Source organism: Enterococcus sp. LJL128 (genome assembly GCF_056924295.1).
Genome location: NZ_JBXPBP010000002.1, coordinates 38448 through 62961, shown reverse-complemented (window position 1 = coordinate 62961; position 24514 = coordinate 38448). Strand labels below are relative to the sequence as shown.

General features: G+C 37.2%; 40 protein-coding genes and 1 other annotated feature. Of the genes, 10 read left to right on the top strand and 30 right to left on the bottom strand.

The window, feature by feature from the left end:
- Positions 1 to 48: 48 nt before the first annotated feature.
- Positions 49 to 195 (bottom strand): hypothetical protein, encoded by a 147-nt coding sequence (locus AC1Z3K_RS03205; RefSeq protein ID WP_461731847.1) that lies wholly within the window; start codon positions 193 to 195, stop codon positions 49 to 51.
- A gap of 79 nt (positions 196 to 274) precedes the next feature.
- Here AC1Z3K_RS03205 and AC1Z3K_RS03200 point away from each other — a divergent pair, with 79 nt between their 5' ends.
- A complete protein-coding gene (locus AC1Z3K_RS03200) occupies positions 275 to 499 on the top strand; it encodes a hypothetical protein (RefSeq protein ID WP_461731846.1) in 225 nt (74 codons plus the stop codon).
- Between the two features lie 23 nt (positions 500 to 522).
- Here AC1Z3K_RS03200 and AC1Z3K_RS03195 read toward each other — a convergent pair whose 3' ends face one another.
- From AC1Z3K_RS03195 to AC1Z3K_RS03100, 20 genes are all read right to left on the bottom strand, one after another.
- Positions 523 to 1200 (bottom strand): DNA-methyltransferase, encoded by a 678-nt coding sequence (locus tag AC1Z3K_RS03195; RefSeq protein WP_461731845.1) that lies wholly within the window; start codon positions 1198 to 1200, stop codon positions 523 to 525.
- Between the two features lie 139 nt (positions 1201 to 1339).
- Positions 1340 to 1885, bottom strand: coding sequence for a hypothetical protein (locus tag AC1Z3K_RS03190; protein ID WP_461731844.1), 546 nt, complete (start codon positions 1883 to 1885; stop codon positions 1340 to 1342).
- A gap of 13 nt (positions 1886 to 1898) precedes the next feature.
- Complete coding sequence (locus tag AC1Z3K_RS03185) at positions 1899 to 2846, bottom strand: site-specific integrase (protein ID WP_461731843.1); 948 nt, start codon at positions 2844 to 2846, stop codon at positions 1899 to 1901.
- Positions 2846 to 3496, bottom strand: coding sequence for an N-6 DNA methylase (locus AC1Z3K_RS03180; RefSeq protein WP_461731842.1), 651 nt, complete (start codon positions 3494 to 3496; stop codon positions 2846 to 2848). Before AC1Z3K_RS03180 ends, AC1Z3K_RS03185 begins: the two co-directional genes overlap by 1 nt.
- Positions 3493 to 4095: a hypothetical protein gene (locus AC1Z3K_RS03175; protein ID WP_461731841.1), complete on the bottom strand. Its 603-nt coding sequence runs from the start codon at positions 4093 to 4095 to the stop codon at positions 3493 to 3495. Before AC1Z3K_RS03175 ends, AC1Z3K_RS03180 begins: the two co-directional genes overlap by 4 nt.
- Positions 4096 to 4107: 12 nt before the next feature.
- Positions 4108 to 4299: a hypothetical protein gene (locus AC1Z3K_RS03170; RefSeq protein ID WP_461731840.1), complete on the bottom strand. Its 192-nt coding sequence runs from the start codon at positions 4297 to 4299 to the stop codon at positions 4108 to 4110.
- A 2-nt stretch (positions 4300 to 4301) separates the two neighbouring features.
- Positions 4302 to 4673, bottom strand: a complete 372-nt coding sequence (locus AC1Z3K_RS03165) for a hypothetical protein (RefSeq protein WP_461731839.1) — start codon at positions 4671 to 4673, stop codon at positions 4302 to 4304.
- A 319-nt stretch (positions 4674 to 4992) separates the two neighbouring features.
- Positions 4993 to 5370 carry a hypothetical protein gene (locus AC1Z3K_RS03160; protein ID WP_461731838.1) on the bottom strand — a complete coding sequence of 126 codons (378 nt, stop codon included), beginning with the start codon at positions 5368 to 5370 and terminating at the stop codon, positions 4993 to 4995.
- Positions 5367 to 5843 carry a hypothetical protein gene (locus tag AC1Z3K_RS03155; protein WP_461731837.1) on the bottom strand — a complete coding sequence of 159 codons (477 nt, stop codon included), beginning with the start codon at positions 5841 to 5843 and terminating at the stop codon, positions 5367 to 5369. The genes AC1Z3K_RS03160 and AC1Z3K_RS03155 overlap by 4 nt, the downstream gene beginning before the upstream one ends.
- A complete protein-coding gene (locus tag AC1Z3K_RS03150; protein ID WP_461731836.1) occupies positions 5840 to 6367 on the bottom strand; it encodes a DUF1642 domain-containing protein in 528 nt (175 codons plus the stop codon). Before AC1Z3K_RS03150 ends, AC1Z3K_RS03155 begins: the two co-directional genes overlap by 4 nt.
- Before the next feature lie 11 nt (positions 6368 to 6378).
- A complete protein-coding gene (locus AC1Z3K_RS03145; protein WP_461731835.1) occupies positions 6379 to 6678 on the bottom strand; it encodes an NUMOD1 domain-containing DNA-binding protein in 300 nt (99 codons plus the stop codon).
- Positions 6675 to 6917 (bottom strand): hypothetical protein, encoded by a 243-nt coding sequence (locus AC1Z3K_RS03140; RefSeq protein WP_461731834.1) that lies wholly within the window; start codon positions 6915 to 6917, stop codon positions 6675 to 6677. The genes AC1Z3K_RS03145 and AC1Z3K_RS03140 overlap by 4 nt, the downstream gene beginning before the upstream one ends.
- On the bottom strand, positions 6914 to 7492 hold the full coding sequence (locus AC1Z3K_RS03135; protein ID WP_461731833.1) for a Holliday junction resolvase RecU: 579 nt from the start codon (positions 7490 to 7492) through the stop codon (positions 6914 to 6916). The genes AC1Z3K_RS03140 and AC1Z3K_RS03135 overlap by 4 nt, the downstream gene beginning before the upstream one ends.
- Complete coding sequence (locus AC1Z3K_RS03130; protein ID WP_461731832.1) at positions 7489 to 8400, bottom strand: rolling circle replication-associated protein; 912 nt, start codon at positions 8398 to 8400, stop codon at positions 7489 to 7491. Before AC1Z3K_RS03130 ends, AC1Z3K_RS03135 begins: the two co-directional genes overlap by 4 nt.
- A 174-nt stretch (positions 8401 to 8574) precedes the next feature.
- Entirely contained in the window at positions 8575 to 8871 is a 297-nt protein-coding gene (locus AC1Z3K_RS03125; protein ID WP_461731831.1) for a hypothetical protein, read from the bottom strand.
- 5 nt (positions 8872 to 8876) lie between these two features.
- Complete coding sequence (locus AC1Z3K_RS03120; protein ID WP_461731830.1) at positions 8877 to 9122, bottom strand: helix-turn-helix transcriptional regulator; 246 nt, start codon at positions 9120 to 9122, stop codon at positions 8877 to 8879.
- Between the two features lie 15 nt (positions 9123 to 9137).
- Positions 9138 to 9320: a hypothetical protein gene (locus tag AC1Z3K_RS03115; RefSeq protein WP_461731829.1), complete on the bottom strand. Its 183-nt coding sequence runs from the start codon at positions 9318 to 9320 to the stop codon at positions 9138 to 9140.
- Positions 9301 to 9594: a hypothetical protein gene (locus AC1Z3K_RS03110; protein ID WP_461731828.1), complete on the bottom strand. Its 294-nt coding sequence runs from the start codon at positions 9592 to 9594 to the stop codon at positions 9301 to 9303. The genes AC1Z3K_RS03115 and AC1Z3K_RS03110 overlap by 20 nt, the downstream gene beginning before the upstream one ends.
- 148 nt (positions 9595 to 9742) lie before the next feature.
- Entirely contained in the window at positions 9743 to 9931 is a 189-nt protein-coding gene (locus AC1Z3K_RS03105; protein ID WP_461731827.1) for a hypothetical protein, read from the bottom strand.
- 33 nt (positions 9932 to 9964) lie between these two features.
- Positions 9965 to 10249 carry a hypothetical protein gene (locus tag AC1Z3K_RS03100; protein ID WP_461731826.1) on the bottom strand — a complete coding sequence of 95 codons (285 nt, stop codon included), beginning with the start codon at positions 10247 to 10249 and terminating at the stop codon, positions 9965 to 9967.
- An 83-nt stretch (positions 10250 to 10332) separates the two neighbouring features.
- Between AC1Z3K_RS03100 and AC1Z3K_RS03095 the strand changes: the two genes are divergently transcribed.
- A complete protein-coding gene (locus AC1Z3K_RS03095) occupies positions 10333 to 10548 on the top strand; it encodes a hypothetical protein (protein WP_461731825.1) in 216 nt (71 codons plus the stop codon).
- Here the strand turns inward: AC1Z3K_RS03095 and AC1Z3K_RS03090 are convergent.
- Together AC1Z3K_RS03090 and AC1Z3K_RS03085 are read right to left on the bottom strand one after the other, a co-directional pair.
- A complete protein-coding gene (locus AC1Z3K_RS03090) occupies positions 10545 to 10793 on the bottom strand; it encodes a hypothetical protein (protein ID WP_461731824.1) in 249 nt (82 codons plus the stop codon). The two genes, AC1Z3K_RS03095 and AC1Z3K_RS03090, sit on opposite strands and share 4 nt — an antisense overlap.
- Before the next feature lie 12 nt (positions 10794 to 10805).
- Complete coding sequence (locus AC1Z3K_RS03085; protein WP_461731823.1) at positions 10806 to 10979, bottom strand: hypothetical protein; 174 nt, start codon at positions 10977 to 10979, stop codon at positions 10806 to 10808.
- Between the two features lie 135 nt (positions 10980 to 11114).
- On the opposite strand from AC1Z3K_RS03085, the gene AC1Z3K_RS03080 reads away from it, so the two are divergent.
- From AC1Z3K_RS03080 to AC1Z3K_RS03065, 4 genes are all read left to right on the top strand, one after another.
- Positions 11115 to 11510: a helix-turn-helix domain-containing protein gene (locus AC1Z3K_RS03080; RefSeq protein WP_461731822.1), complete on the top strand. Its 396-nt coding sequence runs from the start codon at positions 11115 to 11117 to the stop codon at positions 11508 to 11510.
- 566 nt (positions 11511 to 12076) lie between these two features.
- Positions 12077 to 12982, top strand: coding sequence for a helix-turn-helix domain-containing protein (locus tag AC1Z3K_RS03075; RefSeq protein WP_461731821.1), 906 nt, complete (start codon positions 12077 to 12079; stop codon positions 12980 to 12982).
- Between the two features lie 121 nt (positions 12983 to 13103).
- Positions 13104 to 13442 carry a hypothetical protein gene (locus tag AC1Z3K_RS03070; RefSeq protein ID WP_461731820.1) on the top strand — a complete coding sequence of 113 codons (339 nt, stop codon included), beginning with the start codon at positions 13104 to 13106 and terminating at the stop codon, positions 13440 to 13442.
- Between the two features lie 43 nt (positions 13443 to 13485).
- Positions 13486 to 14637: a site-specific integrase gene (locus AC1Z3K_RS03065; protein WP_461731819.1), complete on the top strand. Its 1152-nt coding sequence runs from the start codon at positions 13486 to 13488 to the stop codon at positions 14635 to 14637.
- Positions 14638 to 14739: 102 nt separating this feature from the next.
- On the opposite strand, the gene rplL is transcribed toward AC1Z3K_RS03065, so the two are convergent.
- From rplL to AC1Z3K_RS03040, 5 genes are all read right to left on the bottom strand, one after another.
- Positions 14740 to 15108 (bottom strand): 50S ribosomal protein L7/L12, encoded by a 369-nt coding sequence (rplL, locus tag AC1Z3K_RS03060; RefSeq protein ID WP_426081134.1) that lies wholly within the window; start codon positions 15106 to 15108, stop codon positions 14740 to 14742.
- Positions 15109 to 15167: 59 nt separating this feature from the next.
- Positions 15168 to 15665, bottom strand: coding sequence for a 50S ribosomal protein L10 (gene rplJ, locus AC1Z3K_RS03055; protein WP_461731818.1), 498 nt, complete (start codon positions 15663 to 15665; stop codon positions 15168 to 15170).
- 87 nt (positions 15666 to 15752) lie between these two features.
- Positions 15753 to 15888, bottom strand: a sequence feature (ribosomal protein L10 leader region).
- 145 nt (positions 15889 to 16033) lie between these two features.
- On the bottom strand, positions 16034 to 16723 hold the full coding sequence (gene rplA, locus AC1Z3K_RS03050; RefSeq protein WP_426081136.1) for a 50S ribosomal protein L1: 690 nt from the start codon (positions 16721 to 16723) through the stop codon (positions 16034 to 16036).
- Positions 16724 to 16833: 110 nt separating this feature from the next.
- The gene (gene rplK / locus AC1Z3K_RS03045; protein WP_426081137.1) at positions 16834 to 17256 is read right to left on the bottom strand and encodes a 50S ribosomal protein L11; all 423 of its coding nucleotides are present in this window, start codon (positions 17254 to 17256) and stop codon (positions 16834 to 16836) included.
- A 169-nt stretch (positions 17257 to 17425) separates the two neighbouring features.
- A complete protein-coding gene (locus tag AC1Z3K_RS03040; protein WP_461731817.1) occupies positions 17426 to 17623 on the bottom strand; it encodes a hypothetical protein in 198 nt (65 codons plus the stop codon).
- A gap of 147 nt (positions 17624 to 17770) precedes the next feature.
- On the opposite strand from AC1Z3K_RS03040, the gene sdaAB reads away from it, so the two are divergent.
- The 4 genes from sdaAB (at position 17771) to AC1Z3K_RS03020 (ending at position 21131) form a co-directional block, all read left to right on the top strand.
- Complete coding sequence (sdaAB, locus tag AC1Z3K_RS03035) at positions 17771 to 18439, top strand: L-serine ammonia-lyase, iron-sulfur-dependent subunit beta (protein ID WP_426081139.1); 669 nt, start codon at positions 17771 to 17773, stop codon at positions 18437 to 18439.
- An 87-nt stretch (positions 18440 to 18526) separates the two neighbouring features.
- A complete protein-coding gene (sdaAA, locus tag AC1Z3K_RS03030) occupies positions 18527 to 19387 on the top strand; it encodes an L-serine ammonia-lyase, iron-sulfur-dependent, subunit alpha (RefSeq protein ID WP_461731816.1) in 861 nt (286 codons plus the stop codon).
- Between the two features lie 300 nt (positions 19388 to 19687).
- The gene (locus AC1Z3K_RS03025; RefSeq protein ID WP_461731815.1) at positions 19688 to 20356 is read left to right on the top strand and encodes a TetR/AcrR family transcriptional regulator; all 669 of its coding nucleotides are present in this window, start codon (positions 19688 to 19690) and stop codon (positions 20354 to 20356) included.
- On the top strand, positions 20346 to 21131 hold the full coding sequence (locus AC1Z3K_RS03020) for a CPBP family glutamic-type intramembrane protease (protein ID WP_461731814.1): 786 nt from the start codon (positions 20346 to 20348) through the stop codon (positions 21129 to 21131). Before AC1Z3K_RS03025 ends, AC1Z3K_RS03020 begins: the two co-directional genes overlap by 11 nt.
- 321 nt (positions 21132 to 21452) lie before the next feature.
- Here AC1Z3K_RS03020 and AC1Z3K_RS03015 read toward each other — a convergent pair whose 3' ends face one another.
- Together AC1Z3K_RS03015 and AC1Z3K_RS03010 are read right to left on the bottom strand one after the other, a co-directional pair.
- On the bottom strand, positions 21453 to 22763 hold the full coding sequence (locus tag AC1Z3K_RS03015; RefSeq protein WP_461731813.1) for an amidohydrolase: 1311 nt from the start codon (positions 22761 to 22763) through the stop codon (positions 21453 to 21455).
- Positions 22760 to 24484, bottom strand: coding sequence for an adenine deaminase C-terminal domain-containing protein (locus AC1Z3K_RS03010; RefSeq protein WP_461731812.1), 1725 nt, complete (start codon positions 24482 to 24484; stop codon positions 22760 to 22762). The genes AC1Z3K_RS03015 and AC1Z3K_RS03010 overlap by 4 nt, the downstream gene beginning before the upstream one ends.
- Positions 24485 to 24514 lie beyond the last annotated feature (30 nt).

Genomic DNA, 24514 nt, shown 5'->3' with positions numbered 1-24514 from the left:
AAGCTAGGAGAATTTTCCTGCTTACGTCCTCTGGTTTTTCCAGTCAGACTAATTTTTTATATCCATGATTTCTTTTTTCGTCGTTTCTATCATCGTCACTTTTCCATCACTAACTCTGATTGTGACAATTCCGAAATCAGGCAAATCATAACCTTTTGCTTTTTCATCTCGGACAATCATTAATTTATCCTTCATCCTTTATACCTCCTATTTTCAATATAGTATTTGCATCCTCACTTTGGTATCATTAAAAGAAAAGGAGGTTTTTATTTTTATGTCCGATTATGATCGTGGTATGTTTATTGTAAATGATTTCAACAGATACTTAGGAGCCAAGCGGGATGGTGGTTTAAAGATGTCTGTTTTTGATGAAATTGGAAATCAAATTTCTTCTATTGGTAGTGTATTTGATGGCAATCTCATAGAATTAAAACTAAAGAATGGTACTTCGAGAATTATCCACCATTCGAATTTTGATTTAACAATTAAGTTTGTCTAGTTCCCTTATGGGAACTTTTTTATTTACAATAATTTTATCTGTTTAGTGATATCCTCAACACGTTCAATCGATTTCTGATAATATTCCTTCTCTTTTTCAAAGCAGATATATTTTCTATTAGTATTCAAGCAAGCGACTGCAGTAGTTCCTGAGCCGCTACAATTATCAAGAACAGTGTCACCTTGAATTGTGTACGTTTTAATCAGGTACTCAAAAAGGCTGACTGGCTTCTGTGTTGGATGTAGTTTTGATTTCTGTTTATCTGTACCAAATTTCAAAACACTGCGTGGATAACGTTCCGTACTATCGTAAGACGTCAATTGGTAGTCGTTATAGTTTGTTGATTTTTTACTATTCCTCTTATGCTCAGCAGAAGACACCTTTCTGGTATGACCTTGTGTCATTTGTGGGATATACTGTGGCAGTTTCTTGTAAAATACAAGGATATTTTCATGTACTCTTAAAGGCATTCTTTTTGCATTCAGATGTCCAGTAGCAGTTGTTTTTTCCCAAATCCATTCATAACGAAATAATTTTGGGTTACTCATGATAAGCTGGCTTGTGAAGGGCTGACATCCTGTCAAAACTATTGCACCATTATCCTTGATGATTCTTTCATACTGCTCCCATAGTGGCTCTAATGGAATAATTGAATCCCACTTATTCTGCGTAGTCCCATAAGGTAAATCCGTTAATATCATATCTACTGACTTATCAGCTATACTCTGCATACCTATCAAACAGTCTTCGTTATAAATTTTGTTTAGTTCTATTGTCATATTTGAAAGGAGTAAAGAGCTCTTTGTTCCTGCAGTAAACCTCCCGCCCCTTTCTGTTTAGTTAATTACCGTACTTCGCACTTTGCAATTTTTGGTAATCGGTTATTATTTTTCTAAATCCTTTATTTCGTCTTTTGCGTTCTTCTAATGGCATTGTTTTGTATGGTATATTTTGTGCTCTTAGATAAGTAATAAGTGATCCCATAGTCAAATTTAACTTTTCACTCACATCTATTAGGTAGCAGCCACTTGCTAGCATTTCCCTAATCTCTTTATCATAGATTTTAATGTCTTTTCTTTTCCTTATTCCTAAACGACTTGCTCGCCTTTGAACTGCTCCTTCTGTTCTACCTAATCTGATACTAATAGCTTCAGGGGTTAACATGGGATAATTATTTTTTAAATAAGCATCTTCTTTGTCCGTCCAAGGTTTAGACATTAATTTCATTTCAGGGTTTTCTTTACGTAGTGCCCACAATCGATAACTAATCGATTTTTCTGATCTATTTAAAAAAAGTGCGGCTTCTTTTAATGGTGTATCATTCCCAAACACAAAATATTCTAAATAAATATCGTCTTCCTCAGTCCAAAGTCTACCTCCAGCCATCATTACCACCTCTTTAAGCTATCTGCATTAAAACAGCCATCATCTTTTGATCGTCTTTTTTCTGCAGCTCATCAAGAACATGAGCATATGTTTCTTGCGTGACTCCAACATCGGCGTGTCCAAGTCTAGCTGAAATTGTGTGGATAGACACGCCTTCAGCAAGCAAAACACTAGCATGGGTATGTCGTAAGGCGTGTATGTTAATTTCTGTAATATTAATAGAACGACACTTTGAAGCAAGAAAATTGTTGTAAGTTGAATTGAACTGCCGCTTGTACGCTCCATTCTCTAATCGCTTGATGAAAATCGGTTCATCTCCTGGCAAATCCTGAATAAGCGTCTTGAACTGTCCGACAATCTGCCAGTCTATTTTTATTTTCCTAACAGAGCCGGCAGTTTTAGTGGCTTTAAATCCTCCAGCTGCTGATTTATAGTTCCATGTTTTGCTGATTGAAAGGGTATTTTCTTGCCAATCGAAGTCAGCGGGAGTTACAGCCAATGTTTCTGCAAACCTCATACCAGTCTTGGCCGTTAGGAAAATAAACCAGTCAATATTGATTCCTTTAGAAAGATTGAGCGACTGTAACAATCGTTTCAATTCATCAACCTGCAAAAACTTCTGTTTCTTTTTCTTGCTAGGTTCCTTACCCTTCAGTACAATTCGATAAGTAGGGTCTTTATCTAATAGCCCTTCATGAAATAAATCCTTTATGCAGCCTTTTATAATGTGATGAAAATCAATAGTCGTCTGTTTCTCATGTGTCTTGGCATACTCATTGATGATTCGCTGATACTCTTTTCTATCAAAATCAGATAAAAATAAACGAGGACAAACTTCTCTAAGAACTTTAGCTGCTGTGTAATATTTGTTCAATGTGACATCAGCAATCGCACCGACTTTATAAATTTCAATCCATTCTTCAAAATAATCACAAAAGAGAATTTCTTTCTTTTTAGCCATTAAGATACCTCCAATTGTGGCATAATAGGGCTCTCGACATGTTGAATCGGATCTTCTATCCATTTTTCCACTTCGAATTCTTTAGTAACTGTGTCGCTCTGTGGCATAACGTTCAAACTACTAAAGTACATAAAATCGTCATTATCATTCTGAACAAAGTAAACTTGCTTTACTTCTCTGCTGATAGAATCTCCATGAACGACTAGAGCGTTCATCCCTCTAATCATTAAATTGAACAACAGAAAGGGAATGGCCCTATCTGATAACTCTTCACATTGATATAAAAACATCGATGGCTTATAGGTTGCGATTGTTTCATTCATGCGATCCTGTTCCCATTTTTGTATCGTTAAGCCGCCAGTCCCCGCAGCGATGTCCAAGCTTGATGATTTATTGCCTGTCAACTTAGATAGCAGCTGACTAATGGAATCGGGAGTAAAATCTTGCTTCTTGTTTTTTCTATCAGCATGCTCATTTTCAAAGTAAGATTGAAACCACTCATAATCTAACCGATTTTCTATTGCTAAGAATTGGCGAAATAGTTCTTCTCGTTGCTCTTTATCAAAAAGGAATTTCATGAGTGCAGCTGGAGCTTTGTAAGAATCGTCAATCTGTAGTAGCTGATTGATGATTTCAGTCGTTAGCTTCATCCTTCTACCTCCTGCGCCTTTAAAGCTAGTTCTTCGGCTGTCATGATTAAGTTAACTTCTGCCATTTCTGCTATTGTACGCTTAAAATTAGAAATTTTTACACGCACATAACCAGACGATGTATTATGACCAGCGATAATGAATTGATTATCATATTCGATTAAATCACCTGCTTTGATTTCATCCAACTTTCTACCTTTGCTGCGAAAATGCTCGGCACGTTTGAAGAGTGCTATTTCGTCAGTAGTTGCTATTTTCGAATCAGTAACAGCAATAGCGTTCCCATCTGTATATGATGAATATTCGTTAAACATATCTAGATTTACTCTATATGAGTTAACAATCATCCTGCCATTATTGATTTCCAACACTTTGAATATTTCCTTTTTATTTTCATTATTAAACGAGTAATACTCCCCGACCTTGAAAGCCGACTGAACTGGTTCATCTTTTACAGCTTCAAAATCCTTTATGGTATATCTGTACTCAACATCCAAACCCTCGTTTATTTCAGAAAGCGAAACTCTTGTACAATAGCCGATTAGCTTATCTTCTTGATAAATCGGGGTCTTTTCTACTTGTTCTTTCTGTTCTGTCATTGCCAGTCCTCCTTAGTACCTTCCCCAAAGTTCTTTGGGTACTTCTCTTAGTTCAATCAAGACTACTTTGTCAAGACTTGAAGCGTTTTTCTCTGCAGCACCCTTATTGACAAATAAGCAGCTCTTATTAAGTTCTGTATTATAATTCTCTTGAGGGAAATGTTTAAACTTGCCATCACGTTTTATTGCATAGTGTTTTTTCATTGTTATTCCTCCCATTCGGCAGATGACGCCATTTCAGAAAGTTCATTTTCATAAATTTCCTCTGGATCATCATCAGGATAATCTTTCAACATGTCATCTAGTTGCTTTTCAGAATAACCAGCACGAATTAGTTTTTGACGAGGTGATAATTGTAGCCATTCTTTTTTTGTCATTTTTTCTTCAAATAGCGTATCTTTATCGACCTCACACCAGAATTCTAGCGCTGCGTACTCATCTGTAACATCCACAAAATCACCAACGATATATCCATCTACGTAGTAACCGTGAATATATCCTTCCGCATCAAGTTTTTGACCAGTCATATCTTCTACAATTTTTTTATTTTCAATTGGTATAGCTTTAAATTTCTTCATTCCTGTTCCTCCTATTGCCAATTTATTTTTTACATATTATACTTATCTAAAAATGAAAGCTGGTGCTTTATGTCATACAATGTTCAAATACATATTGAAAATAGAGATATCACAACTTATCATAATGATTGTTTTTCTATAATTCCTCGCCGTGGAGATTATATCCAACTCACTAGACTGGAAACAGATAATTCAGATGCTGAACTGTTCAATGAGTACAGTGAGTATTTAGTCAGACGAGTTGATTTACAATCATCACGTAATCCTGATACTTTCGATGCTCTTCTAACAGTGATTAAGATTGAGAGATAGCTTTTAGCTATCCCTGCTTTTTCAGCATTAATCCCTCTTCTTTCAGAAATTCTAGCGGGGAATCATATGCCTCTTTATTTACGTATTTGATACTTTTGACATCGCCATCCTTGATACCCAAATCGTTAATTTTTTTCATTAGCTCATCAGCAACAAACTGTGCGATTTTCAATCTATCTTCGTTGCCATTCATCGCTTCTGCCATAAAACTATGAATATCTTGTTTTATATTTAGAAAATCTAAAAAATCAATCAAAGCTGCTTGGAACATTTCCTCTTTTATTTCTTCAAAATTCAAATCAGAGACTGTAAAGTTTTTTAGTTGTATTTTTCCATTTTTGATTTGATGTTTGATTTGTTTTATCCTTTTCTTTGAGAAACTCATCCCTGCTCCTCCTCGCCATACTTCACACGTACACACAGAATTCCTTCTAAATCCGTTACTATACTCTCTATTTCTAGTTCATCGAATGGAAATTCACTTATTTCATTTACTGGAACTTCTGCCATGGGATAACCATTAGAATTCATAACTCTAACAACTACATACTCGTCTAGTACTTTACATAAATCTTTGAATTTCATCGCTTCGCTCTCCGTTCTCAGTCCAGAATCTTTTAAATCATCATTTGTGATTTTCAGATGATTCCTCAAACTTACTAATGCCTCTCTCTCGCTATCAGCAGCAATCCGAATATTTTCCCCTTTATCAGCATCGCCACATTCATACGAAATTGACATTTCTGTTTCTAAATCGAATAGTTTTTCGTCTATTTTTTCTGCCAGCAATATTTTTAGCTGTTTTTCGCTTTCAACTATAGATGACAAAGCTTCTAGTTCAGTCCAGTTCATTTTCATTTCGTTTCCTCCTCAACTGGCACCGCAAACGCCCAGTATCGCTCGTCTATAGCTTTGATTTCTGATTCAGTGAATTTTGAAACACATTCTTTGTTATTTGTATGTGACACAGTTCCATCTTTATTTAAAAATACATATTTAAAGCCGCCTTTGTTTTCTGCCAAAACGACATAATACAGCGGTTCCTGCTTCACTGCGTAGCCATTAGCCAAACTCAACAAGTCTTCCATCGATACTTCTCTGAGCCATTGCTTGAGCTCACCCTCTCTTATATCAGATAGAGACAGATTGTACTTGTTTGCTACTAAGAATGCTATATTTAGTGATTTATCGCCTATGCTTAAGTAATTAGCGACGACGGGCGGAACCTCAACACGCTTTTTCTGTTTTTCATGCTCCGCTTTTATTTCTCCTAAATCAGTTAGCATTGCCCTGATTAATACATCTTGACTCTGCTCTTCACCTCTATAAAACCGTCGAAGGCAATTTGTCCAATCTGATATCTTTTCATCTAACTTACTCATATTCTGCCTCCTTAAATTTTCAAATCATAACAACGTCCAGCACAATCCGCTGTCCCTCTTCGAATATGTAGGCTTATTGTATTGGTAGATATTTTAAGTATCTGAGCTGCTTGTTGTTTGGATACAAAAGTTCTTGAAGTACCGTCTTTAAAAATTACAAGTATTTCTCCTGTGCGATCCAAGGGCTCGTCATATATTGAATGCCCTACAGCTTCAGCAACTTTCATTGCATCTTTATTTCCAAAGTCAGCAGCTGCAAACAACTTCACTAATACTTTTTGACGATACCTCCGCTGCTCTACTCGGTTCATCTCGTTACTCCTATCTCTAAGTAATTATCAATTTGAATCCATCGCTTACGGTCTGTCGACATAGTGTATAATTCGCGATTTTTTGTTAGTTTCATCTCAAATCTACCTTTCGAACCAAAACAAACAATTTTAGTTACTTGTTGGCCGTTCTCGTTAGCGATGTATGAACCTTCGAATAATAATCCTTTTGCTTCGAAAAAATTTGCAAGAAACATCTTTACTTCTGATTGATTCATCATATTCGATTGCTCCATTCATTTATAAAATCAGTACTGGTTGTCTGGTCAATGTAGTTAAGAAAAAGAATTGCTGAAAATGTCTCAACTTGAAAAAGCGCGGCTTCCTCTTCAGTCATGTACTTTCTTCCGAATAGTTGTTTCATGTGCTTCCATACTGCTAATGGAATAAATGCTGCCGTTTTATTGATAAGAACACAGACACCCGCAACAGCTCCCATTTGTTCATACTCATCCAGCTGCTTCATTTGAGTATCGGTAATTCTATTTTGATTAATTCGATTTCTTCCATCCATTGATACTTTTGCTTCAAAAATGATTGCCCTGCCATCGTTTAGAACTCCTTTGAAATCCGGCTGCGCTTTTTTATGTTTCTGAAATTGTCCAGTGAATTGTCCTTGTTTCGTTTTAGATAAACTAAGGACCTTAAATGGTTCTGGCGTTTTTTCAATCGATGCTCTGCCTTTTTGCCTATAAACTTCACAACCTTTCAGAATAAGGTCTTCAAACATGGCTCCTTGTTTATTATTGAGAGCGCTTTGTTGACTCTTAATTGGATTCTTTTGTTTTGTGGTCATCTCCTTCTCCTTTCGTTTTCCTCAAAAATCTTAATTCTATTTTTCTGAATCATTTCTTTCTGTATCGTTGTTTTCCAAGGAACAGCAGTTTTTTTCCACATTCGAATATAAATATGCCAGCCTGTCTCTTCAAATTTCTTCGGTTCAATTTCACTAATAAAATAGTTGTTATAGATTTTCTCTAATCGTTCGATACCGTAGTTTTGAGATAGGGCTAGTTGTGTAAGTTGTGTTGGTGTATATTTGTAGTCATTAGTTTTTGAAAAAGGCCGCTTTAGGTTTCTTGAGCTGGACCACTTCTTTCTGCCGCGTTGACCATAACGGCCTTTATTTACATAGTGGGCGATTCCTGCGATACCATTTTCATCGAACTGAAGAACCCGGCAATGCGTACGCCCCAATTTTTGCTTGTTCTTACCTCTACCTATAGACCAGGTATCTTCTATCTCGTCTCTACCGATTCCTTTGCTCAATAAAATATGATGGTGGAAGTGGCTTTGTTCTCCCGTCTCCTCATTAAAACGATATTCAGTGACTAGAATGTACCTCAGCTCTTTTGAGACTTTTTTATATTTTGGCTTTAACCTGCGAATGAAATTCTTAGCTTGTCTATTTGCTTGTTCGAAGGTAGTCGGCATGTTTTCTGTAGTATATGTGCCTGTAAACCAGAAATCCTTGTTGTTTTCAAAATTGCCGTTTGCTAGTAAAGTGAAATATCTCGCAGAGTTTTTATCGTTCAAATCATCCTGTGCCGGCTTGGACAACTTTACTTTCTTTCCTCTTTTTCCTCTGACTGCTCGGTCTGCTTTATTTGTCCGGGGAATTAGATCCGCTTCAAAATAATTTCCACACTGCATTATTTTCTCTCTGATAAACAGCTCGCTAATCATTCTTTTCCCTGCTTTCATTTTCGTTCCGTCACAATGTTAATACACTATACAAGGACGATAAACGCCGACATAGCAGCGTTTTAAATTGAAAAAACTTTCCAAGAATGATATAATAATTGTATTGAGTAGTTGTTTTTCATTCTTGGAAGGCAATCGGAAACCTTGTTTGCTGACAAGGTTTTAATTTTGGCATCATGAGTGGCTGCTCATGGTGTCTTTTTCTTTTACTAAGTTCGCCGCTGCGAATTCAGCTGCTAAACTTTTTTCTCTTTTCCTGCGAGGGAGATTTGCTTGAGGAATTGGACGCCAATCCCAATTTTTCCATACCCAAAGGCGATCATAGTCAATTTTTATCCGTTCATTTCTTCCGAATAGCTTCACCTGGTATACATAATTTCCCGAAGGCTTTTCTTCTTCAGATAGAATGGTTCCACTTTCGGACTGGAAATAAGCTGTTGCAGCTTCTTTTTGTTCTTCCGAATATCTCAAGATTCTTATTCCTCCTTCGGAGGCTTCTTGAAGATAATGATTTTCTCAATAGGTACTTCAAATACTTCCGCAATATCATGAGCTATCAGCAAGGACGGATTGTACTGATTTTTTTCCAGCTGAATAATTGTCTGCCGGGATACTCCTACTTTGTCGGCTAGCTGCTGCTGGGTCATCCGATGCATTGCCCGGTATACATGAATTTGACTATCCATAATAGTTCCTGTTTTTGAGGTTGCTTGTTTTTTCATTTTTGAATCTTCCTTTCAATTTATGATTTTTCGTTTTCTGCTGTTCCCTTCGGTGGTCTTGTTTAAATCATTGGTGATTCCTATCGTTGCCCAGACAACGACAGTTAGTAATCCTAACAACAACGAAGCCCTAAAGGATAAACCAGAGACAACCATCAGGGCTACATCCGGCAAGGCCTTAATAATTTTTTTCTTCATTCTGATCATCTGCCATCTCCTGCCTCTCTTTTGGAGGTAATACTATCCAGTCATCTTTTTCTTTTCGATAGCAAAATCTATCTGTTCGAATTTCTTCGTGATTTTCATCGTAAACTACCATAACAACTACATCAGAGAATGGCTCCTGGTACAGTAGCAGCTCCATCCCGCTATCGTTTTGGGTAACTGTAATTCCGTTTAGAAATAACCCCATTTTTTTGACTATAGGATTTTCTAGTCTGCTCATTTGCATTTCGAAATACTTTTCAACCATGTTCACTTCTTCTCCAGCTCCCTTCTATAAATAATTGACATTGTAATCCACATTAGAAGATAGATTGTAGCAGCTGTTAATTGATTGTTTTTGATGTAAGCGAGCGAAACAACGAAGAATATTATGCTTACTGCTATGAAGAATGGTTTCATTGGCTATTCCTAGATTGTTTTCTACGAACTGAGAACATGGTTTTCCCGTCTGTTGCACCGTCTAAAGCAATGCGCTCAAATTCTGGAGCCTTCTTTTGAACCTCTACTTCAGCTAGAAATTTCAAATACTCGTTTGTTTGCTTTTGTTCTTCAAGAATTTTAGTTAGTAATTGATTGCAGTTCATTGGTTTATCTCCTTATACGCTGGCGGGCATATTTTATATTTTCATTTTTTGGATGTGTGCTTTTATATCCTCTCGGTCAAACCTGTTTTCCTTTTTACTCCATGGAATAATAGGTAATCCACCTTCAATCCATTGATTAACTTTTACATCACCGATTTTCAAAGTTCTTTTAAGCTCAGCTGCTGTTGGATACTCTGGTAAATCATGAGCTCTAACATATAGTTCTGCAATTTCTTTCATTGAATCCACCATTGCTTCTTGTACCTTTTTAAAGAATTCATCCGGTAATTCTACAGGAACCATTATTGTGACTGACATCGTTTCACCTCCATTTATTGTTAATATTGTTTATCAATTTATTCATCACCTCGTGTATAATTGACGTTAAGGAGGTGATAATAATGTATACTGCAGAAATTAAATTTAAAGACGGAACGATAACTGAAATTGAAAATTTGAAAACAATTCAAGATCACCATGGGAACGAGTTTTCTCCTGAAGAATTTGCTTATTTTCTTGATTACCCATTCACTTTCATTTCTAAAAGTGACGACAAATTTTTGTCATTCTCATTTTCAAGTTCTGATGTCGAATCCATCATAATTAGAAGTAATTAGCTAATTTTTAATATCGCTGCAATGAACTCAACCATTGCGGCGTTTCCTCTTTCTGATCTGTGCCCTACATGCTCTGCCGCTAATCTTTTTATTTCATCAATAATTACCGAATCATGAAGATTTCCGTATTTATCCTTTCCCGTACCAACAATTTGTTTTTGTGCATCAATTAACAATCTCTCAAGCGCTTTGCTATTTCTGCGTAAAGTTTTACAACCTCTTTGATATGGATATTTCCTTCTCATCTTTTCCACCTCCTACGCTGATTGTTTATCTGCAACTTCATGAATCACTTCATCTATTTCCTTAGTGACAGCAGACTGACTTAACATCCCGACAATTACTCCAGCAGCAAACTCTTTTCCTCTTGTATCCAATAGAGAAATTTTGTTTGCAACTCTTTCTTTTTGTTCATTCGTAACTTTAGTCATTTTACTCACCTCCCTAAATTTTCTTGTCTATGCTCATATAATAATGCTCTAAGTTCATTTTGTCAATAAAATTATAATATTTTTCTTGACTATGCTCATTTTTCATCATATATTAAAACTGCGGAGGTGATATACGTGAATGATAGAATAGCTGAATTAATCACTGTATTAAAAAATAAGGGTATTAAACAATACGATTTTGCTGAAAGGCTTGGCGTTACTGAAACAGCTGTTTCATCTTGGAAAACAGGTAGACGTACAGTGACTGAACGAACTATCAAAGCTATCTGCAAGGAGTTTGATGTTGACTATATGTGGTTAACTACTGGTGAAGGCGAAATGTTTATAGAGGTAGACGAAGATGATGAGTTTACAAAATTTCTTGCAAAGGTAGCTTTTGGAGAAAATGAGTTCCACCAAAATCTTTTCCGAACTTTTGCAAAACTTGATACATCAGAATGGGATGCATTAGAAAGCATTATCGATAAATATATGATGGTTTCTGGAAACAAAAAAACAGAGACTGATTAATCAGTCTCTGTTATGTGGAAGTAGAGAAGTTTATATATGGTCTTGAGCACTTTTCTATTATTGACCATGTTTAATAAATAAATGATTTTTTCTTTTTCTCTTTCCATGCTGCCAACCCCTTATTATTTATGATAAAGGGCTTAGTTAAATAATAGGTTTATTTAATTATTTAGAAAATTAGTGTTGTGCCCTGTAGATTTCTGATATACTTAAATTTGTAGAGTTTCTACAGAGCGGGAGCAGCACTAGCTAGGTGCTTTTATACATTCGGACTAGTCATCTGAGAATGTATGCTCCTGTTTTTTTGTTACCCTCCAATTACCTGTACTAGTACGGTAATCATACTTGCGATAAATAACTCCAAAATGGCACCTCCTTTTTTCATTATATTAAAATTATAACACTGAAATTAGATAACACACTATATTAATTAGAAATGTCCAAAAAACGAGCATTTCCCCCTCATTTGTATTAAAATGACAATATTATTAACATTTTTTTGGTTAAAAGTACCTTATTTTGATTAGAGAAAAGAATAAAATAACTACTCCGAAAGGAAACACTGAATGATTAAAACCGGAGAGGTTCTTAGAAAATTTAGAAAGCGAAGAGGAATTATGCAAAATGATTTGTCGGTAGGCATTTCATCTCGGCAAACATACTCTAAAATAGAAACTAACCAGCAAGAACCAAATTTTGAGACTTTAAAGCTTCTGCTAAAAAGACTAGACTATGAAATATCAGATTTTGAAAGAGAAGTACGCTTAATAGATGAATCTCATGAATTTTATGCATTATTTTTAAATGCCGTTAACGGTGAGTCTAATCTAAAAGAAGTTACTTCACTTTTTTCTTATGCTGATCAACGAAAAAATCAGAGTAATAAGGATTTCCATTTCTATATGATTACTAAAGGACATTTGCATCGTAAATTCCCTTCAGTTGTGCCAAAATTTAGTAAATCAGATATAGCTAAGTTCAAGAAAATAGTTAATGGAAATATTGATTTTTTCAACCTTTATGATTTAAAGCTCGTTGCTGATTTTTCTCCCCAGCTGCTTAGTTACCAAGAATTGCTCAACTTATACCAAAGAATTCCTAGTTTTTCACCCTTTGATTTTAGCGAAGATACTCAAGTTTACAGAACGCAAATACATAAAATCTATAATAACTTCTGTGATATCGCCGCATTTAGAAACGATTTGAAAACGGCAAAAGAAATTTTGGCAAAACACAAACATTTTGCAAAGATTCATCCTGAATTAAGATACTCTTTTTTTATTAAACTAAACGAAATTACTATTTCTTATATTGAAACTAAGGATAAAGAGAGGTTAGAAGGAATTAAGTTTTTGATAGAATCGATGGAATTTGTAGAAGATGAATCTATGAAAAAAGTCTTTGAATATCAATATTATGTATTAAAAAATCAAGAGGATTATAATACTCTTGATTCGGTTATTTATGATTAATCTAAAAAAATACACATCCCCGACCGACCAAAGCTGAGGATGTGACCAGACAAACAAACACTAAATAGAATAGGTTTATTCGTTATACCTATTCTATCATATGTAAGGAGACGAAAACAACATGATAGAATACGATGATTTTGATTTTGAAAGTACTGATTTAACGATACGGCAATGGGGAAATATTTGGCTGATGTATTATAATACGTTGTGTCTACAAGACCAAATAAGACAAGTTAAAATAGCTCTCATTGAAGACATCATTCCTACTTTGGGAAGTATCAAATGCCGGGAATTAAACAACGATATTTATAAAGAAAAGTTTGTTAAGTTATTGAATGAGAAGTATGACGCTGATAGGATAAAGTCTGTAGAGAATATTTTTTATACTATGATGGAATCAGCTGCAAAGCAGAGTATTATCCCGACTGAACAACTTAGCTTTATATCAAAGAAGTGAGCTAATCTCCTATACGCTGGCGGGCAATTTAGGAGGAATTTTTATGGCAAAGCCAACATCATATACAAAAGCAGACGGGAAAACGTATTGGATGTTCAAATCTTATTTAGGAACAGATCCAATTTCTGGAAAAAAGAAGTATACAACCAGACGAAATTTCCCTAGCGAACGGGCTGCTGCTCTAGCTCAGAAAAGATTGGAACTAGAAGCATCTGAAGGTAAATATATTCCCGAACAAAATTATAGTTTTAACAACGTTAAGGATATCTGGTTGCAACAATACAAAGGTACTGTTCGGCCAAGTACTTACCAACGTGTAGAATTCTTATTTCAAAAGAATATTTCAAAATCTTTTGGCGATATGAGAATTTCAAGATATACATCCTTGTATTGTCAGAAGGTAGTGAACGAATGGAAGGCAAATTATGCCACCTACCGGGCATTAAAATCCTACACTTCGCTTGTATTCGATTATGCTGTTCAACTGAAAGTTATTGCTACAAATCCTTTTGAGAATGTAAAATTTTCTAAAACTGTTGAAGTTGTAAAAGAAAAGAAGATTAAGTTTTATGAACTCGAAGAGTTAAAGAGGTTTCTGACTTATTGCGAAAAGGAAATAAATCCAATGGTATTCCCCGCGTTTCGGTTGTTAGCATTTTCCGGCATGCGTAAAGGTGAGCTAACAGCTTTACAGTGGAAAGATATTGATTTTGCTAATCAAACAATTAATATATCTAAAACAGTTACTCGAAATGAGAACAATGAGCTTCATCTCTCTGACCCAAAAACAATGACATCTAGCCGAATAATTTCTATAGATGAACGCACAATACAAGTCTTAAAAAAATGGCGGATGGATCAGAAAAAAAGATTGCTTGTTGCTGGTATTAATATTAATGCATTTGATGACAGCCAACTAATTTTCTCAACTCAAAAGAATGGTATTCTTGCTCAGACCACATTAAACCGTTGGAATAAGAGTGTATGTGCGAGTTCTGGTTTACACGATATAAGTGTTCACGGTTTTCGTCACACTCACTGCAGCTTACAATTTGAAGCTGGAGCCACCACAAAAGAAGTGCAGGATAGATTAGGGCATTCCAATGTTCAGACTACATTAAATATTTATGCTCATGTGTCTAAAAAGAAGAAGGACGCAAATGCTCAACGCTTTGCTGCCTACGCAGATTTTTAATTGTATGGTCAATAGTATGGTCAATCGAATTTTTTCGGAAATAAAAAAAGGCTATAACCCTTGTCCTATAAGGGTTATAGCCTCTAACTCTAATTAATAGAATTATTTTAATGTTACAGAAGCGCCAACTTCTTCTAAAGCAGCTTTTAATGCTTCAGCATCGTCTTTAGAAATGCCTTCTTTAACTGGTGCAGGAGCTCCGTCAACTACAGCTTTAGCTTCTTTCAAGCCAAGACCAGTCGCTTCACGAACTGCTTTGATAACTTTAACTTTTTGGTCGCCAGCTGCAGTCAATTCTACAGTGAATTCTGTTTGTTCTTCAGCTGCTCCACCTGCTGCTGGACCTGCTGCTGCTACAGGAGCTGCTGCAGATACGTCAAATTTTTCTTCAATAGCTTTAACTAATTCACTTAGTTCTAAGATAGTTGCTGTTTCTAGTTCAGCAATAATGTTTTCAATGTTCAATGCCATTTTTAATTTCCTCCATTTAAGTTTTCACTTATTAATTTTTTTATGATGCTAGGCTGCAATTAAGCAACTTCTTCTTTTTCTGCCACTGCTTTGACAACGTAGGCAACGTTGCGGACTGGTGCTTGTAGAACAGACAACAACATAGATAGTAAACCGTCGCGGCTTGGTAGTTTCGCAAGAGCAGTAATTTCTTCCAAAGAAGAAACTTTGCCTTCGATAACTCCCCCTTTGATTTCTAATGCTTTTGCGTCTTTAGCAAATTCATCCATAATCTTAGCTGGAGCAACTACATCTTCGTTACTGAATGCGATAGCAGTAGGACCTGTGAATACTTCATCAAGACCTTCTAAACCAGCTTTTTTAGCTGCACGTGAAAGGATAGAATTTTTAATAACTTTCATTTCAATGTCAGCGTCACGTAGTTGTTTACGTAAGTTCGTTACTTCTTCAACAGTTAAACCACGGTAGTCAACGATGACTACAGAAGCTGCTGCTTTGAATTTTTCAGTTACGTCATCAACTAGACCTGCTTTTTTAGCGATTGCTGCTTCACTCATTTATTTCACCTCCTGATTTTGATGGTGAAGTTTTGAGGCTTCAAACATATGGAAGCACTGTTATACAGCATTTTCTTCAAAAAGCTGTATAAACAACAAAAAACTCCATGCCACCGTAGACATAGAGGGACCTTTTGATATTGATAATTATCAATGCCAGCGTCCTCGGCAGGAAATTAAGACGTATGTCACCTGCTGTCTTCGGTACAGTTATTCATTAACCTCAACTACCTTACCATAGATAAGGCAGTTGAGTCAATAATTTTTTTAATTATTCAGCTTTTCTATCAATCTAGCTTCATAGTCCAGATTATTCGGTAAATAGACAAATTTCCTCACAATCTAAACGGGCTATTGCACTTTTCTAATTAGAAAGAAAATTGGTCAACGTGGATTCCAGGTCCAAATGTAGTTGTCACTGAAATATTTTTGATATATTGACCTTTTGCTGCTGAAGGTTTAGCTTTCAACAATACATCGTTAATTGTATTGAAGTTTTCAATCAGTTTGTCTGTATCAAATGATACTTTTCCGATTGGAACATGAATGTTACCAGCTTTATCAACACGGTAAGTTACTTTACCAGCTTTTACTTCGTTGATTGCTTTTGTTACGTCCATCGTTACAGTCCCAGTTTTAGGGTTAGGCATCAGACCTTTAGGACCCAATACGCGACCTAGTTTACCAACTTCAGCCATCATGTCTGGAGTTGCAACAACTACGTCGAAGTCAAACCAGCCTTGTTGGATTTTGTTAACCATGTCAGCATCGCCAACATAGTCAGCGCCAGCAGCTTCTGCTTCTTTCGCTTTTTCACCTTTAGCAAATACTAAAACAGTCTGTGTTTTACCAGTTCCGTTTGGCAGTACAACTGCTCCACGGATTTGTTGATCTGCTTTTTTAGGGTCTACATTTAGACGGTAAGCAACTTCAACAGTTGCGTCAAATTTAGCAATACTTGTATCTTTAGCCAAAGCTACCGCTTCTGCTACTGAGTAAGCTTTAGTACTATCAACTTTTTTCAATGCATCTTGCAATTTTTTGCTCTTTTTAGCCATTTTGTTTCCTCCTAGATTGTGGTTATAACGGTAGAACCTCCCACGTAATTCATATCTTTCAATATGAAACCGACTGAGAAGCTACTTCTTTAGGATGTCCTGTGTAAAAATTATTCTACAGTGATCCCCATGCTTCGTGCAGTTCCTTCAACCATGCGCATTGCTGACTCAACGTTAGCTGCGTTTAGGTCTGCCATTTTAAGTTCAGCGATTTCTTTTACTTGATCGCTAGTTACTTTAGCTACTTTATTTTTGTTTGGTTCGCCTGAACCTTTATCGATTTTTGCAGCTTTTTTCAACAATACTGCAGCCGGTGGTGTCTTTGTAATGAAAGTGAATGAACGGTCTTCATATACAGAGATTACTACTGGAATAATCAAACCTGCTTGATCAGCTGTACGAGCGTTGAATTCTTTAGTGAATCCCATAATGTTGATACCCGCTTGACCTAATGCTGGACCTACTGGCGGAGCTGGTGTTGCTTTACCTGCAGGAATTTGCAATTTAACTAATTTTTCTACTTTTTTTGCCACGAGACATACCTCCTTGAGTCCGTGATGTGGTTAATTGGAGATGAAGATTTCTCCTCCCACTGGTCTCTCCTGAAAACACCAGGAATAGACGTGTACAAAAATGCACACTTAGATAGTATACACGGTTTGCCTTTTTTTTTCAATGCTATTTCCAAGTATTTTTTCTCAATCAGCCTGCCATTACGTTTCCTATCAGCAGCTGATAAAGCGGCAACGGTAAAAATTTTCTAAGCTGAATCAGCTGCCGGCTTTTCCCTACACTATAGCGAAGCTTAGAACTTCGATCAATTGGCGCTTGATAGATGACTGCGGCTACTTCTTTCGATGCTGATCCCTTTTGACCATTTTGTTGAACACTTTCCTTCACTTATATAGTTTTTCAACTCTTTAAAAATATTTTCTATGTATTTTCTCAACACTTTTTTCTTTTTATCTCATGTGATAAACTACATGCGGTGCTATTCTATATAATAGTAGAAGTACGGACTAAGTTAAGGATAAAGGAGAGAAAACCATGGAACAGCAACGCTATAAAAGTGTTTTCGATATCATTGGACCCGTAATGATTGGTCCCAGCAGTTCACATACTGCCGGCGCAGCCCGAATTGGGAAAATCGTACGAACCATTTTCGGAGAGCAGCCTGACACTGTAGATATCTATTTATATGAATCATTTGCTAAAACCTACCGAGGTCACGGGACGGATATTGCCTTGGTTGGCGGACTTCTTGGGATGGAACCGGATGATCCCAGGCTGGCCGATTCGCTGAAAATCGCGCATGAGCAAGGATTGGAAGTGTTATTCGTTCCTAAAAACGAGAAAGCAGATCATCCTAATTCTGTTCAGCTGTTAGTTTCCAAGGGAAAACGCAAGCTATCTGTGACAGGCATTTCCATAGGCGGCGGAAATATTCAGATTTCTGAGCTGGATGGTTTTAAAATTTCTTTGAATATGGGAATCCCTACTTTTATTATTGTTCATCAGGATGTTCCTGGGATGATTGCCAAAGTGACAAATCAGCTTTCCGAGCTGGGAATCAACATCGGTACGATGACTGTGACCAGAGAATCTAAAGGTGAAAAAGCCATCATGATTATTGAGGTTGACCAGCGTTCTGCCGGGATTGTTGTCGAAAAACTAACCGAGATTCCTGATATTCACAACGTAAACTATTTTGACTAATGTCTTAAAACGTTAAAGCAGCGCAATGCTGCAGGAATAAAATATAGAACAGTCATTTTGACTAGTTAAATAGAGGAAGGTGATAGGATGTTTTTTTCTATAAAAGAGCTTGTGGAGCAAGCGCAAAGCTTCTCTTCTGTAGCTGAATTAATGATTACAGTTGAAATGGAAACACATGAATGTCCTCGTGAGCGGATTATCGAAACAATGAATAAGAATCTAACTGTAATGAAGCAGTCCATCGTTGAAGGGGTGAATGGTGTAACCTCTGTCACCGGCATCACTGGCGGAGATGCTGCTCGTCTAAACAATTACATAGCGGAAGGAAAGTTTCTAAGTGGTGAGACGATTCTTACTGCCGTCCGCAATGCAGTCGCCGTTAATGAGGTTAATGCAAATATGGGCTTGATATGCGCAACGCCTACTGCCGGTAGTGCCGGTGTTGTCCCGGGTGTTCTAATGGCTGCCATCCACCGTCTACAGCTGACTCACGAACAACAGCTTGATTTTTTGTTTACTGCGGGTGCGTTCGGACTGGTCATCGCAAATAATGCTTCTATCAGCGGTGCTGAGGGAGGCTGTCAGGCGGAGGTAGGTTCTGCCAGTGCTATGGCAAGTGCAGCATTAGTTTGTGCGGCTGGCGGCTCCCCAGAACAAGCTGCTCAAGCGGTTGCCATTACACTTAAAAATATGATGGGGCTTATCTGTGATCCGGTAGCTGGACTGGTGGAGGTTCCTTGTGTAAAACGCAATGCACTTGGCTCCTCTCAGGCATTCATCTCTGCTGATATGGCTTTAGCTGGTATCAACAGTGTGATTCCTCCTGATGAGGTAATAGCGGCTATGTATCAGGTTGGCCGTCAAATGCCAAGTATTTTCAAAGAAACCGCAGAAGGCGGTCTAGCTGCGACACCAACCGCAAAACGATTAACTGACAACTTAAAATAGCAGTTAGGTATTTCATCAAAATCCTATTAAGGGATTCAGCTTTAATGAGTATACTAAAATTCATACAAAGTGCATTACAATATTTCGAATGAATTTCGGTATATTCTTAAAGCAACTGCTTCTTCTCCATGCTTTAATTTTATGTAGATAATTCAAGAAGTTTAGGATTTTATTTTATCCTAAACTTTTTTTATTCCAAAAAAATGAACATACTCTCATTTTTATATTGCCATCTCCGGAACAGTCTGTTATTATAATAAATGAGATATGTCTCATTTTTAAAAACAGGAGGAATTTATTATGCCCAAAGTAACTGAAGAGTATATTCAAACAAAGAAACAGGCTATCATTAATGCCTTTCTAGCCGTTTGTAAAAAAAAAGTATTGTATGAAATAACCATGACGGATGTAATCAAGGAAATAAACATCAGTAAAGGAGGAATTTACCGGTATTTTGAAGATTTAGACGATCTTTTAGTAAGCTCCTTGAATCAGCAAAGCAGCAACGAAAATTTTTATACAATTTTAGATAAAATAATCAAACCAGAAACTTCTTCGTCTGACAATCTTCAAAAGCTATTTGTATTTCTAGGTGAATATGTTGAAAGCAACGTTTCAGTAATTGGAAAAATCCAATATGAACTGACAGCAATGCTTGCTAGTCAGCCTGATCGGCAAAAAAAGATTTTAGGCCGATTAAATGAACAGGCGCAAGGACAATATTGGATGAAGCAAGTCATGATCCAAATTTCTAAAGGAATAGAATCCGGAGAATTTACCCCTCTATTTTCAATTGAAGTAATCCTATCGTTTATGAGTGGTGCAATTGACGGTATCACCGGTTCTATCATCAATCAATGCTATTACCAAAAAATAAAGAAGGAAACACTCAATATTCCAAAGCTGTTTGAAGCATTGAATATATCTGTATTATCATTATTAACGGGAGGAAAATCAAATGAATCATAAGCGAAGTATTTCACATTTTTTAGCTTTCACATTTACTTTATCATGGAGCCTATGGGGAGGGGCAATCTTCTTGACCCAATGTCTGCATATGCCCTTTCAACATCCAATTGTCATGATTTTATTCATTTTTGGTGGGATTTCACCAGCTATTAGTGAATTAATCATGCATAAAAAAAGCAGCAGCAAAGATGAGTGGCAGCAATTTTTAGGGAATATCCTCAATTTTCGTCATTCAGTATCTATTTATTTAGTTATAATCCTTTTAGCTTTTAGCTTTGCCTTTTTACCTGTTTTACTTGGCGGAGCTGTCCAAAAGCTGCCGATTTATCTTGCGTTTCTTGAGTTTCCTATTATGATTATTGGGGGAGGAATCGAAGAAATAGGGTGGCGGGGTTTCCTGCAGCCTGCACTCCAGAAAAAATATTCAGTTTTTGCTAGCGATACGATTGTTGCTGTTATCTGGACCTTATGGCATGTACCCTTATGGTTTATTGCTGGCTCCAATCAATCAACAATGAATTTTCTTTATTTCTCTGTCGCTTGTCTTTCTCTTTCTTATTTACTGGGTGGTCTTTATAACTATACCAACAGTATCTATCTATGCATTGTCTTTCATGCTCTAATCAATGCCTTTTGGGATGTGTACGTGTTAAATGGACAGATGTTCTCAGCTTTTGTACTGCTGATAGTGTCAATAGCGTTTGCTTTATTTTTAAAAAAGACCAGAGAACAGCAAGTTCACTCAAAAAAACAGGAGCAAAAAGCGGACATATAGTTTTCTTCTCTCAACTAACTTTTTAGAGTTTTTCAAACTCAAGCAAGAAGCACCTATGCTGAATTCACTATATGATGAGTTCAGCACAGGTGCCTTTAGTGAGCGAAAAAATATTTTTCCTTCAAAGCCACAGAAAAACCTGTACACTGAAAATTGAATGAAAAACAATGAAAGAGATTATACTCCTCAATGGCAAAAATTACCAACTCGTGGAGCTGATCATAACAGAGGAGAAGTTTATTTCTTTCCACAGATTCTCAGATTGTGGATGAACCTTTTCAAGAGTCACTTTATTCTTATTTATTCTTTCTATCCGCTTTCCTACATTCTTTTTTTAGCTTCTACTACAAAACCGCTCATTTGCTCATATAGCTTTGCCTTAATCTCCCTCAAGTCATGATTAACAAGCTGATGATTTTTCACCAGCTGCTTTCCATTTACCCAGACATGCTGAACATTTGAGGCATTCGCCGAATACACCAGCACAGAATATGGATCAAACAACGGGAACATATTGATTGACTGTGTTTCAACTATGATAAAATCCGCTTTCTTACCAATTGAAATTATACCAGTATCTTTGAGATTCAGTACCTCAGCACCTCCTCTAGTCGCCAGCCGAACAATATCTTTCGCTGGAAATAGCGCCCGGTCCAGCTCCCAGGTTTTATGAAAATTGGCAAATAACTTCATTTGTGTAAACAAATCCAACGTATTCCCACTGCTGGGGCCATCTGTTCCTAACCCAACGCTTAGACCGGCTGCCAGCATCTTTTTAACAGGAGCGACACCTTTTGCTGATTTCGTATTTGCGCCAATACAATGCGCGACTTTCACATTCTCCCTATAGCCTGCTGTCAGCAGAATATCTTCATCCGTTGCATGAATACAATGCGCCATGATAAAAGGACGGTTCATAAAGCCAATTTGCTCTAAAAGTTCAAATGGAGTCTGTTGATAACGATCACTTAGTTCTTTTAGCTCATAATCCATTTCAGCCACATGCATTGTTATAGGAACTTGATGCTGCTCGCTCATAGCGACAATTTTTTCCAATCCTTTATAGGTATTCGTGTTTGGTGCATGGGGAGCAATTACAGGCGTAACCAACGGATGATTTTTCCACCTTGGCAGAAATTCCCTGCAATACTCTATACCGCCAGACGGCTGTTCGCTATCGCAGGTAGGCATATCAATGACTGTTTCCCCAACTAGCGCTCGTACTTGAAAGCTATCACAAACCTCAGCAACTTGATTTTCAAAATAATACATATCACAAAAACTGGTTACACCGCTTAATAGCATTTCACTGATAGCATAAGCACTGCTGGCTCCAACAAGCTCTTTTGTCATATAAGCTTCTAAAGGAAACAAGAAACGGCGCAGCCGGTCCGGCACATCATCTCCTAATGAACGGAAAGGAATCATTCCAACATGTGTATGGGTATTAACAAATCCTGGGAGAAGCAGTCCTCCATTGCCGTCGACCACCTCGTCCGCATCCAAGGGCTGATGCTGCCAGTCTCCTATCGCGACAATTTGCTCCTTTTCTACCAAAACATAGCCGTTTTTATACTCTTTCATCTGGTTATCCATTGTCAGTATATGAACGTTTGTGATTAGCGTACTCATCCTATTACACCGTCTTCCGGGAACACTAATGGATAGAATTCCTGTGTTCTAGTATTCATCATTCCTTTATCTGTCATTTTGATTGCTGGTGAAACTGGTAAAGACAACGTAGAGAAGGACATAATTTCATTCATATTCTTGTAGCCCAGCTGCTGCATTGCTTGGCGAACGTTTTGAAGTGCCGTCCCTAATTCTTCAATGGGTACCTGGGATAAAATACCGCCGATAGGCAATGGACATACCGCCAGTGTTTCCTGTTCACCGACTACTACATAGCCCCCCTGCATAGCCAGCAGTTCATGCTGAGCTTTAAGAAGAGCCTCGCTGGTCGTTCCCATAACCATAACATTGTGATGGTCATGAGCCCAAGTTGTCCCGATACTGCCATTTTCCTTGATAGGTTCTTCCATCAAGGCATAGGCAATATTGCCATTCTTACCGTAACGTTCCATAACAACAAGCAATGCGCAGTCTGAATTTTCCCAATCTAAAAATCCATCCTTAACTGGCAGCTCTTTTGTGATGCGCTCTGTAAAGGTTCCAATCTCCTGCTTTTGAATGACATTGCAGCGAACGCTGCTTTTTTCTGTTTTAACCGGAATTTTCAAGTCTGCGGCAGTTAGCTTTCTACATTTGACTGATTTCAAATACGACGGCGGAAACTCCTCTATTTTAGCTGGATAACTAACTTTATCGCCTTTAGTATACATACGCTTCCCTGATTTATAAACCGACTCAATAGCAAAGCTTTCTAAATCCTCTAATAAGATAAAATCTGCCAATTTTCCAGGCGCAATCATTCCTCTATCATTAAAGCCCATTCGCCGAGCTGGTGTATAAGTCGTCATATAAATTGCCTGTTCCAGCGGCAAACCTGCTTGAACAGCCTTTTTCAAATTCTCATTTAGATGACCTTTTAAAAGATCATCCGCCATTACATCATCGGTAATGATACAAGCAAACTCATAATAATTGTTGTCAACAATCACTGCCATATTTTCTGGTGTAATGGACTTATTTTGAAATTGAATAAACATGCCGCTTTCAATTTTTTCAGCCAAAGAGTCAGGAAACTGGTGGGTATGATCGGAAGAAATACCGCTATAAAGAAATGCTGCCAAATCTTCACCATAAATTTTAGGACAATGTCCTTCTAGAGGCATTGTTGGTCGTTTTTCACGACAAAGATCGATAATTTGCCGAATCAAAGACTCCGGCTCATTCGCAATCCCTTTGAAATTCATTGCTTCTCCAAGACAAACAATTTTAGGATTTTCCAACAGCTCAGCAGTTTCCGCAAGCCCGATGATTCCTCCAGTGGTTTCCAGCTCAGGAGTGGTGGAAGGAACAGAAGATGGAATTGCATGAAAAATATCCACCTCCGTGTCTGCTGCCATAAACTCAGTTAAGCCGTCAATACCAAAAACGTTAGCCATCTCATGTGCATCGGCTACAACCGTTGTTACGCCAAACGGTAGAACGGACTTTGAGAAAATAGTCGGCGTTGTCATTGAGCTTTCAATGTGCATATGGATATCAATTAGTCCCGGTATCATGTAGCGGCCGTTTCCTTCAATAACCTGTTCCGGATTCAGCGAATCCAGCTCTTGAGCACTTATGTAGTAAAATTTCTCTCCGCTAATGGCAACATTCTTTTTTTCAAATTTCTGTTTTATGGTATTAAAAGCCTGTACATTTTTAACTAATAGATCTATGTTCATTTTTTTCTACGCCTCACTTTATTGTCGGTT

Excerpts from the sequence above, each read along its gene's own strand:
- AC1Z3K_RS03205 (WP_461731847.1), bottom strand. The coding sequence starts at position 195 with ATGAAGGATAAATTAATGATTGTCCGAGATGAAAAAGCAAAAGGTTAT.
- AC1Z3K_RS03200 (WP_461731846.1), top strand. The coding sequence starts at position 275 with ATGTCCGATTATGATCGTGGTATGTTTATTGTAAATGATTTCAACAGA.
- AC1Z3K_RS03195 (WP_461731845.1), bottom strand. The coding sequence starts at position 1,200 with ATGATATTAACGGATTTACCTTATGGGACTACGCAGAATAAGTGGGAT.
- AC1Z3K_RS03190 (WP_461731844.1), bottom strand. The coding sequence starts at position 1,885 with ATGGCTGGAGGTAGACTTTGGACTGAGGAAGACGATATTTATTTAGAA.
- AC1Z3K_RS03185 (WP_461731843.1), bottom strand. The coding sequence starts at position 2,846 with ATGGCTAAAAAGAAAGAAATTCTCTTTTGTGATTATTTTGAAGAATGG.
- AC1Z3K_RS03180 (WP_461731842.1), bottom strand. The coding sequence starts at position 3,496 with ATGAAGCTAACGACTGAAATCATCAATCAGCTACTACAGATTGACGAT.
- AC1Z3K_RS03175 (WP_461731841.1), bottom strand. The coding sequence starts at position 4,095 with ATGACAGAACAGAAAGAACAAGTAGAAAAGACCCCGATTTATCAAGAA.
- AC1Z3K_RS03170 (WP_461731840.1), bottom strand. The coding sequence starts at position 4,299 with ATGAAAAAACACTATGCAATAAAACGTGATGGCAAGTTTAAACATTTC.
- AC1Z3K_RS03165 (WP_461731839.1), bottom strand. The coding sequence starts at position 4,673 with ATGAAGAAATTTAAAGCTATACCAATTGAAAATAAAAAAATTGTAGAA.
- AC1Z3K_RS03160 (WP_461731838.1), bottom strand. The coding sequence starts at position 5,370 with ATGAGTTTCTCAAAGAAAAGGATAAAACAAATCAAACATCAAATCAAA.
- AC1Z3K_RS03155 (WP_461731837.1), bottom strand. The coding sequence starts at position 5,843 with ATGAAAATGAACTGGACTGAACTAGAAGCTTTGTCATCTATAGTTGAA.
- AC1Z3K_RS03150 (WP_461731836.1), bottom strand. The coding sequence starts at position 6,367 with ATGAGTAAGTTAGATGAAAAGATATCAGATTGGACAAATTGCCTTCGA.
- AC1Z3K_RS03145 (WP_461731835.1), bottom strand. The coding sequence starts at position 6,678 with ATGAACCGAGTAGAGCAGCGGAGGTATCGTCAAAAAGTATTAGTGAAG.
- AC1Z3K_RS03140 (WP_461731834.1), bottom strand. The coding sequence starts at position 6,917 with ATGATGAATCAATCAGAAGTAAAGATGTTTCTTGCAAATTTTTTCGAA.
- AC1Z3K_RS03135 (WP_461731833.1), bottom strand. The coding sequence starts at position 7,492 with ATGACCACAAAACAAAAGAATCCAATTAAGAGTCAACAAAGCGCTCTC.
- AC1Z3K_RS03130 (WP_461731832.1), bottom strand. The coding sequence starts at position 8,400 with ATGAAAGCAGGGAAAAGAATGATTAGCGAGCTGTTTATCAGAGAGAAA.
- AC1Z3K_RS03120 (WP_461731830.1), bottom strand. The coding sequence starts at position 9,122 with ATGAAAAAACAAGCAACCTCAAAAACAGGAACTATTATGGATAGTCAA.
- AC1Z3K_RS03115 (WP_461731829.1), bottom strand. The coding sequence starts at position 9,320 with ATGAAGAAAAAAATTATTAAGGCCTTGCCGGATGTAGCCCTGATGGTT.
- AC1Z3K_RS03110 (WP_461731828.1), bottom strand. The coding sequence starts at position 9,594 with ATGGTTGAAAAGTATTTCGAAATGCAAATGAGCAGACTAGAAAATCCT.
- AC1Z3K_RS03105 (WP_461731827.1), bottom strand. The coding sequence starts at position 9,931 with ATGAACTGCAATCAATTACTAACTAAAATTCTTGAAGAACAAAAGCAA.
- AC1Z3K_RS03100 (WP_461731826.1), bottom strand. The coding sequence starts at position 10,249 with ATGTCAGTCACAATAATGGTTCCTGTAGAATTACCGGATGAATTCTTT.
- AC1Z3K_RS03095 (WP_461731825.1), top strand. The coding sequence starts at position 10,333 with ATGTATACTGCAGAAATTAAATTTAAAGACGGAACGATAACTGAAATT.
- AC1Z3K_RS03090 (WP_461731824.1), bottom strand. The coding sequence starts at position 10,793 with ATGAGAAGGAAATATCCATATCAAAGAGGTTGTAAAACTTTACGCAGA.
- AC1Z3K_RS03085 (WP_461731823.1), bottom strand. The coding sequence starts at position 10,979 with ATGACTAAAGTTACGAATGAACAAAAAGAAAGAGTTGCAAACAAAATT.
- AC1Z3K_RS03075 (WP_461731821.1), top strand. The coding sequence starts at position 12,077 with ATGATTAAAACCGGAGAGGTTCTTAGAAAATTTAGAAAGCGAAGAGGA.
- AC1Z3K_RS03070 (WP_461731820.1), top strand. The coding sequence starts at position 13,104 with ATGATAGAATACGATGATTTTGATTTTGAAAGTACTGATTTAACGATA.
- AC1Z3K_RS03065 (WP_461731819.1), top strand. The coding sequence starts at position 13,486 with ATGGCAAAGCCAACATCATATACAAAAGCAGACGGGAAAACGTATTGG.
- rplL (WP_426081134.1), bottom strand. The coding sequence starts at position 15,108 with ATGGCATTGAACATTGAAAACATTATTGCTGAACTAGAAACAGCAACT.
- rplJ (WP_461731818.1), bottom strand. The coding sequence starts at position 15,665 with ATGAGTGAAGCAGCAATCGCTAAAAAAGCAGGTCTAGTTGATGACGTA.
- rplA (WP_426081136.1), bottom strand. The coding sequence starts at position 16,723 with ATGGCTAAAAAGAGCAAAAAATTGCAAGATGCATTGAAAAAAGTTGAT.
- sdaAB (WP_426081139.1), top strand. The coding sequence starts at position 17,771 with ATGGAACAGCAACGCTATAAAAGTGTTTTCGATATCATTGGACCCGTA.
- sdaAA (WP_461731816.1), top strand. The coding sequence starts at position 18,527 with ATGTTTTTTTCTATAAAAGAGCTTGTGGAGCAAGCGCAAAGCTTCTCT.
- AC1Z3K_RS03025 (WP_461731815.1), top strand. The coding sequence starts at position 19,688 with ATGCCCAAAGTAACTGAAGAGTATATTCAAACAAAGAAACAGGCTATC.
- AC1Z3K_RS03020 (WP_461731814.1), top strand. The coding sequence starts at position 20,346 with ATGAATCATAAGCGAAGTATTTCACATTTTTTAGCTTTCACATTTACT.
- AC1Z3K_RS03015 (WP_461731813.1), bottom strand. The coding sequence starts at position 22,763 with ATGAGTACGCTAATCACAAACGTTCATATACTGACAATGGATAACCAG.
- AC1Z3K_RS03010 (WP_461731812.1), bottom strand. The coding sequence starts at position 24,484 with ATGAACATAGATCTATTAGTTAAAAATGTACAGGCTTTTAATACCATA.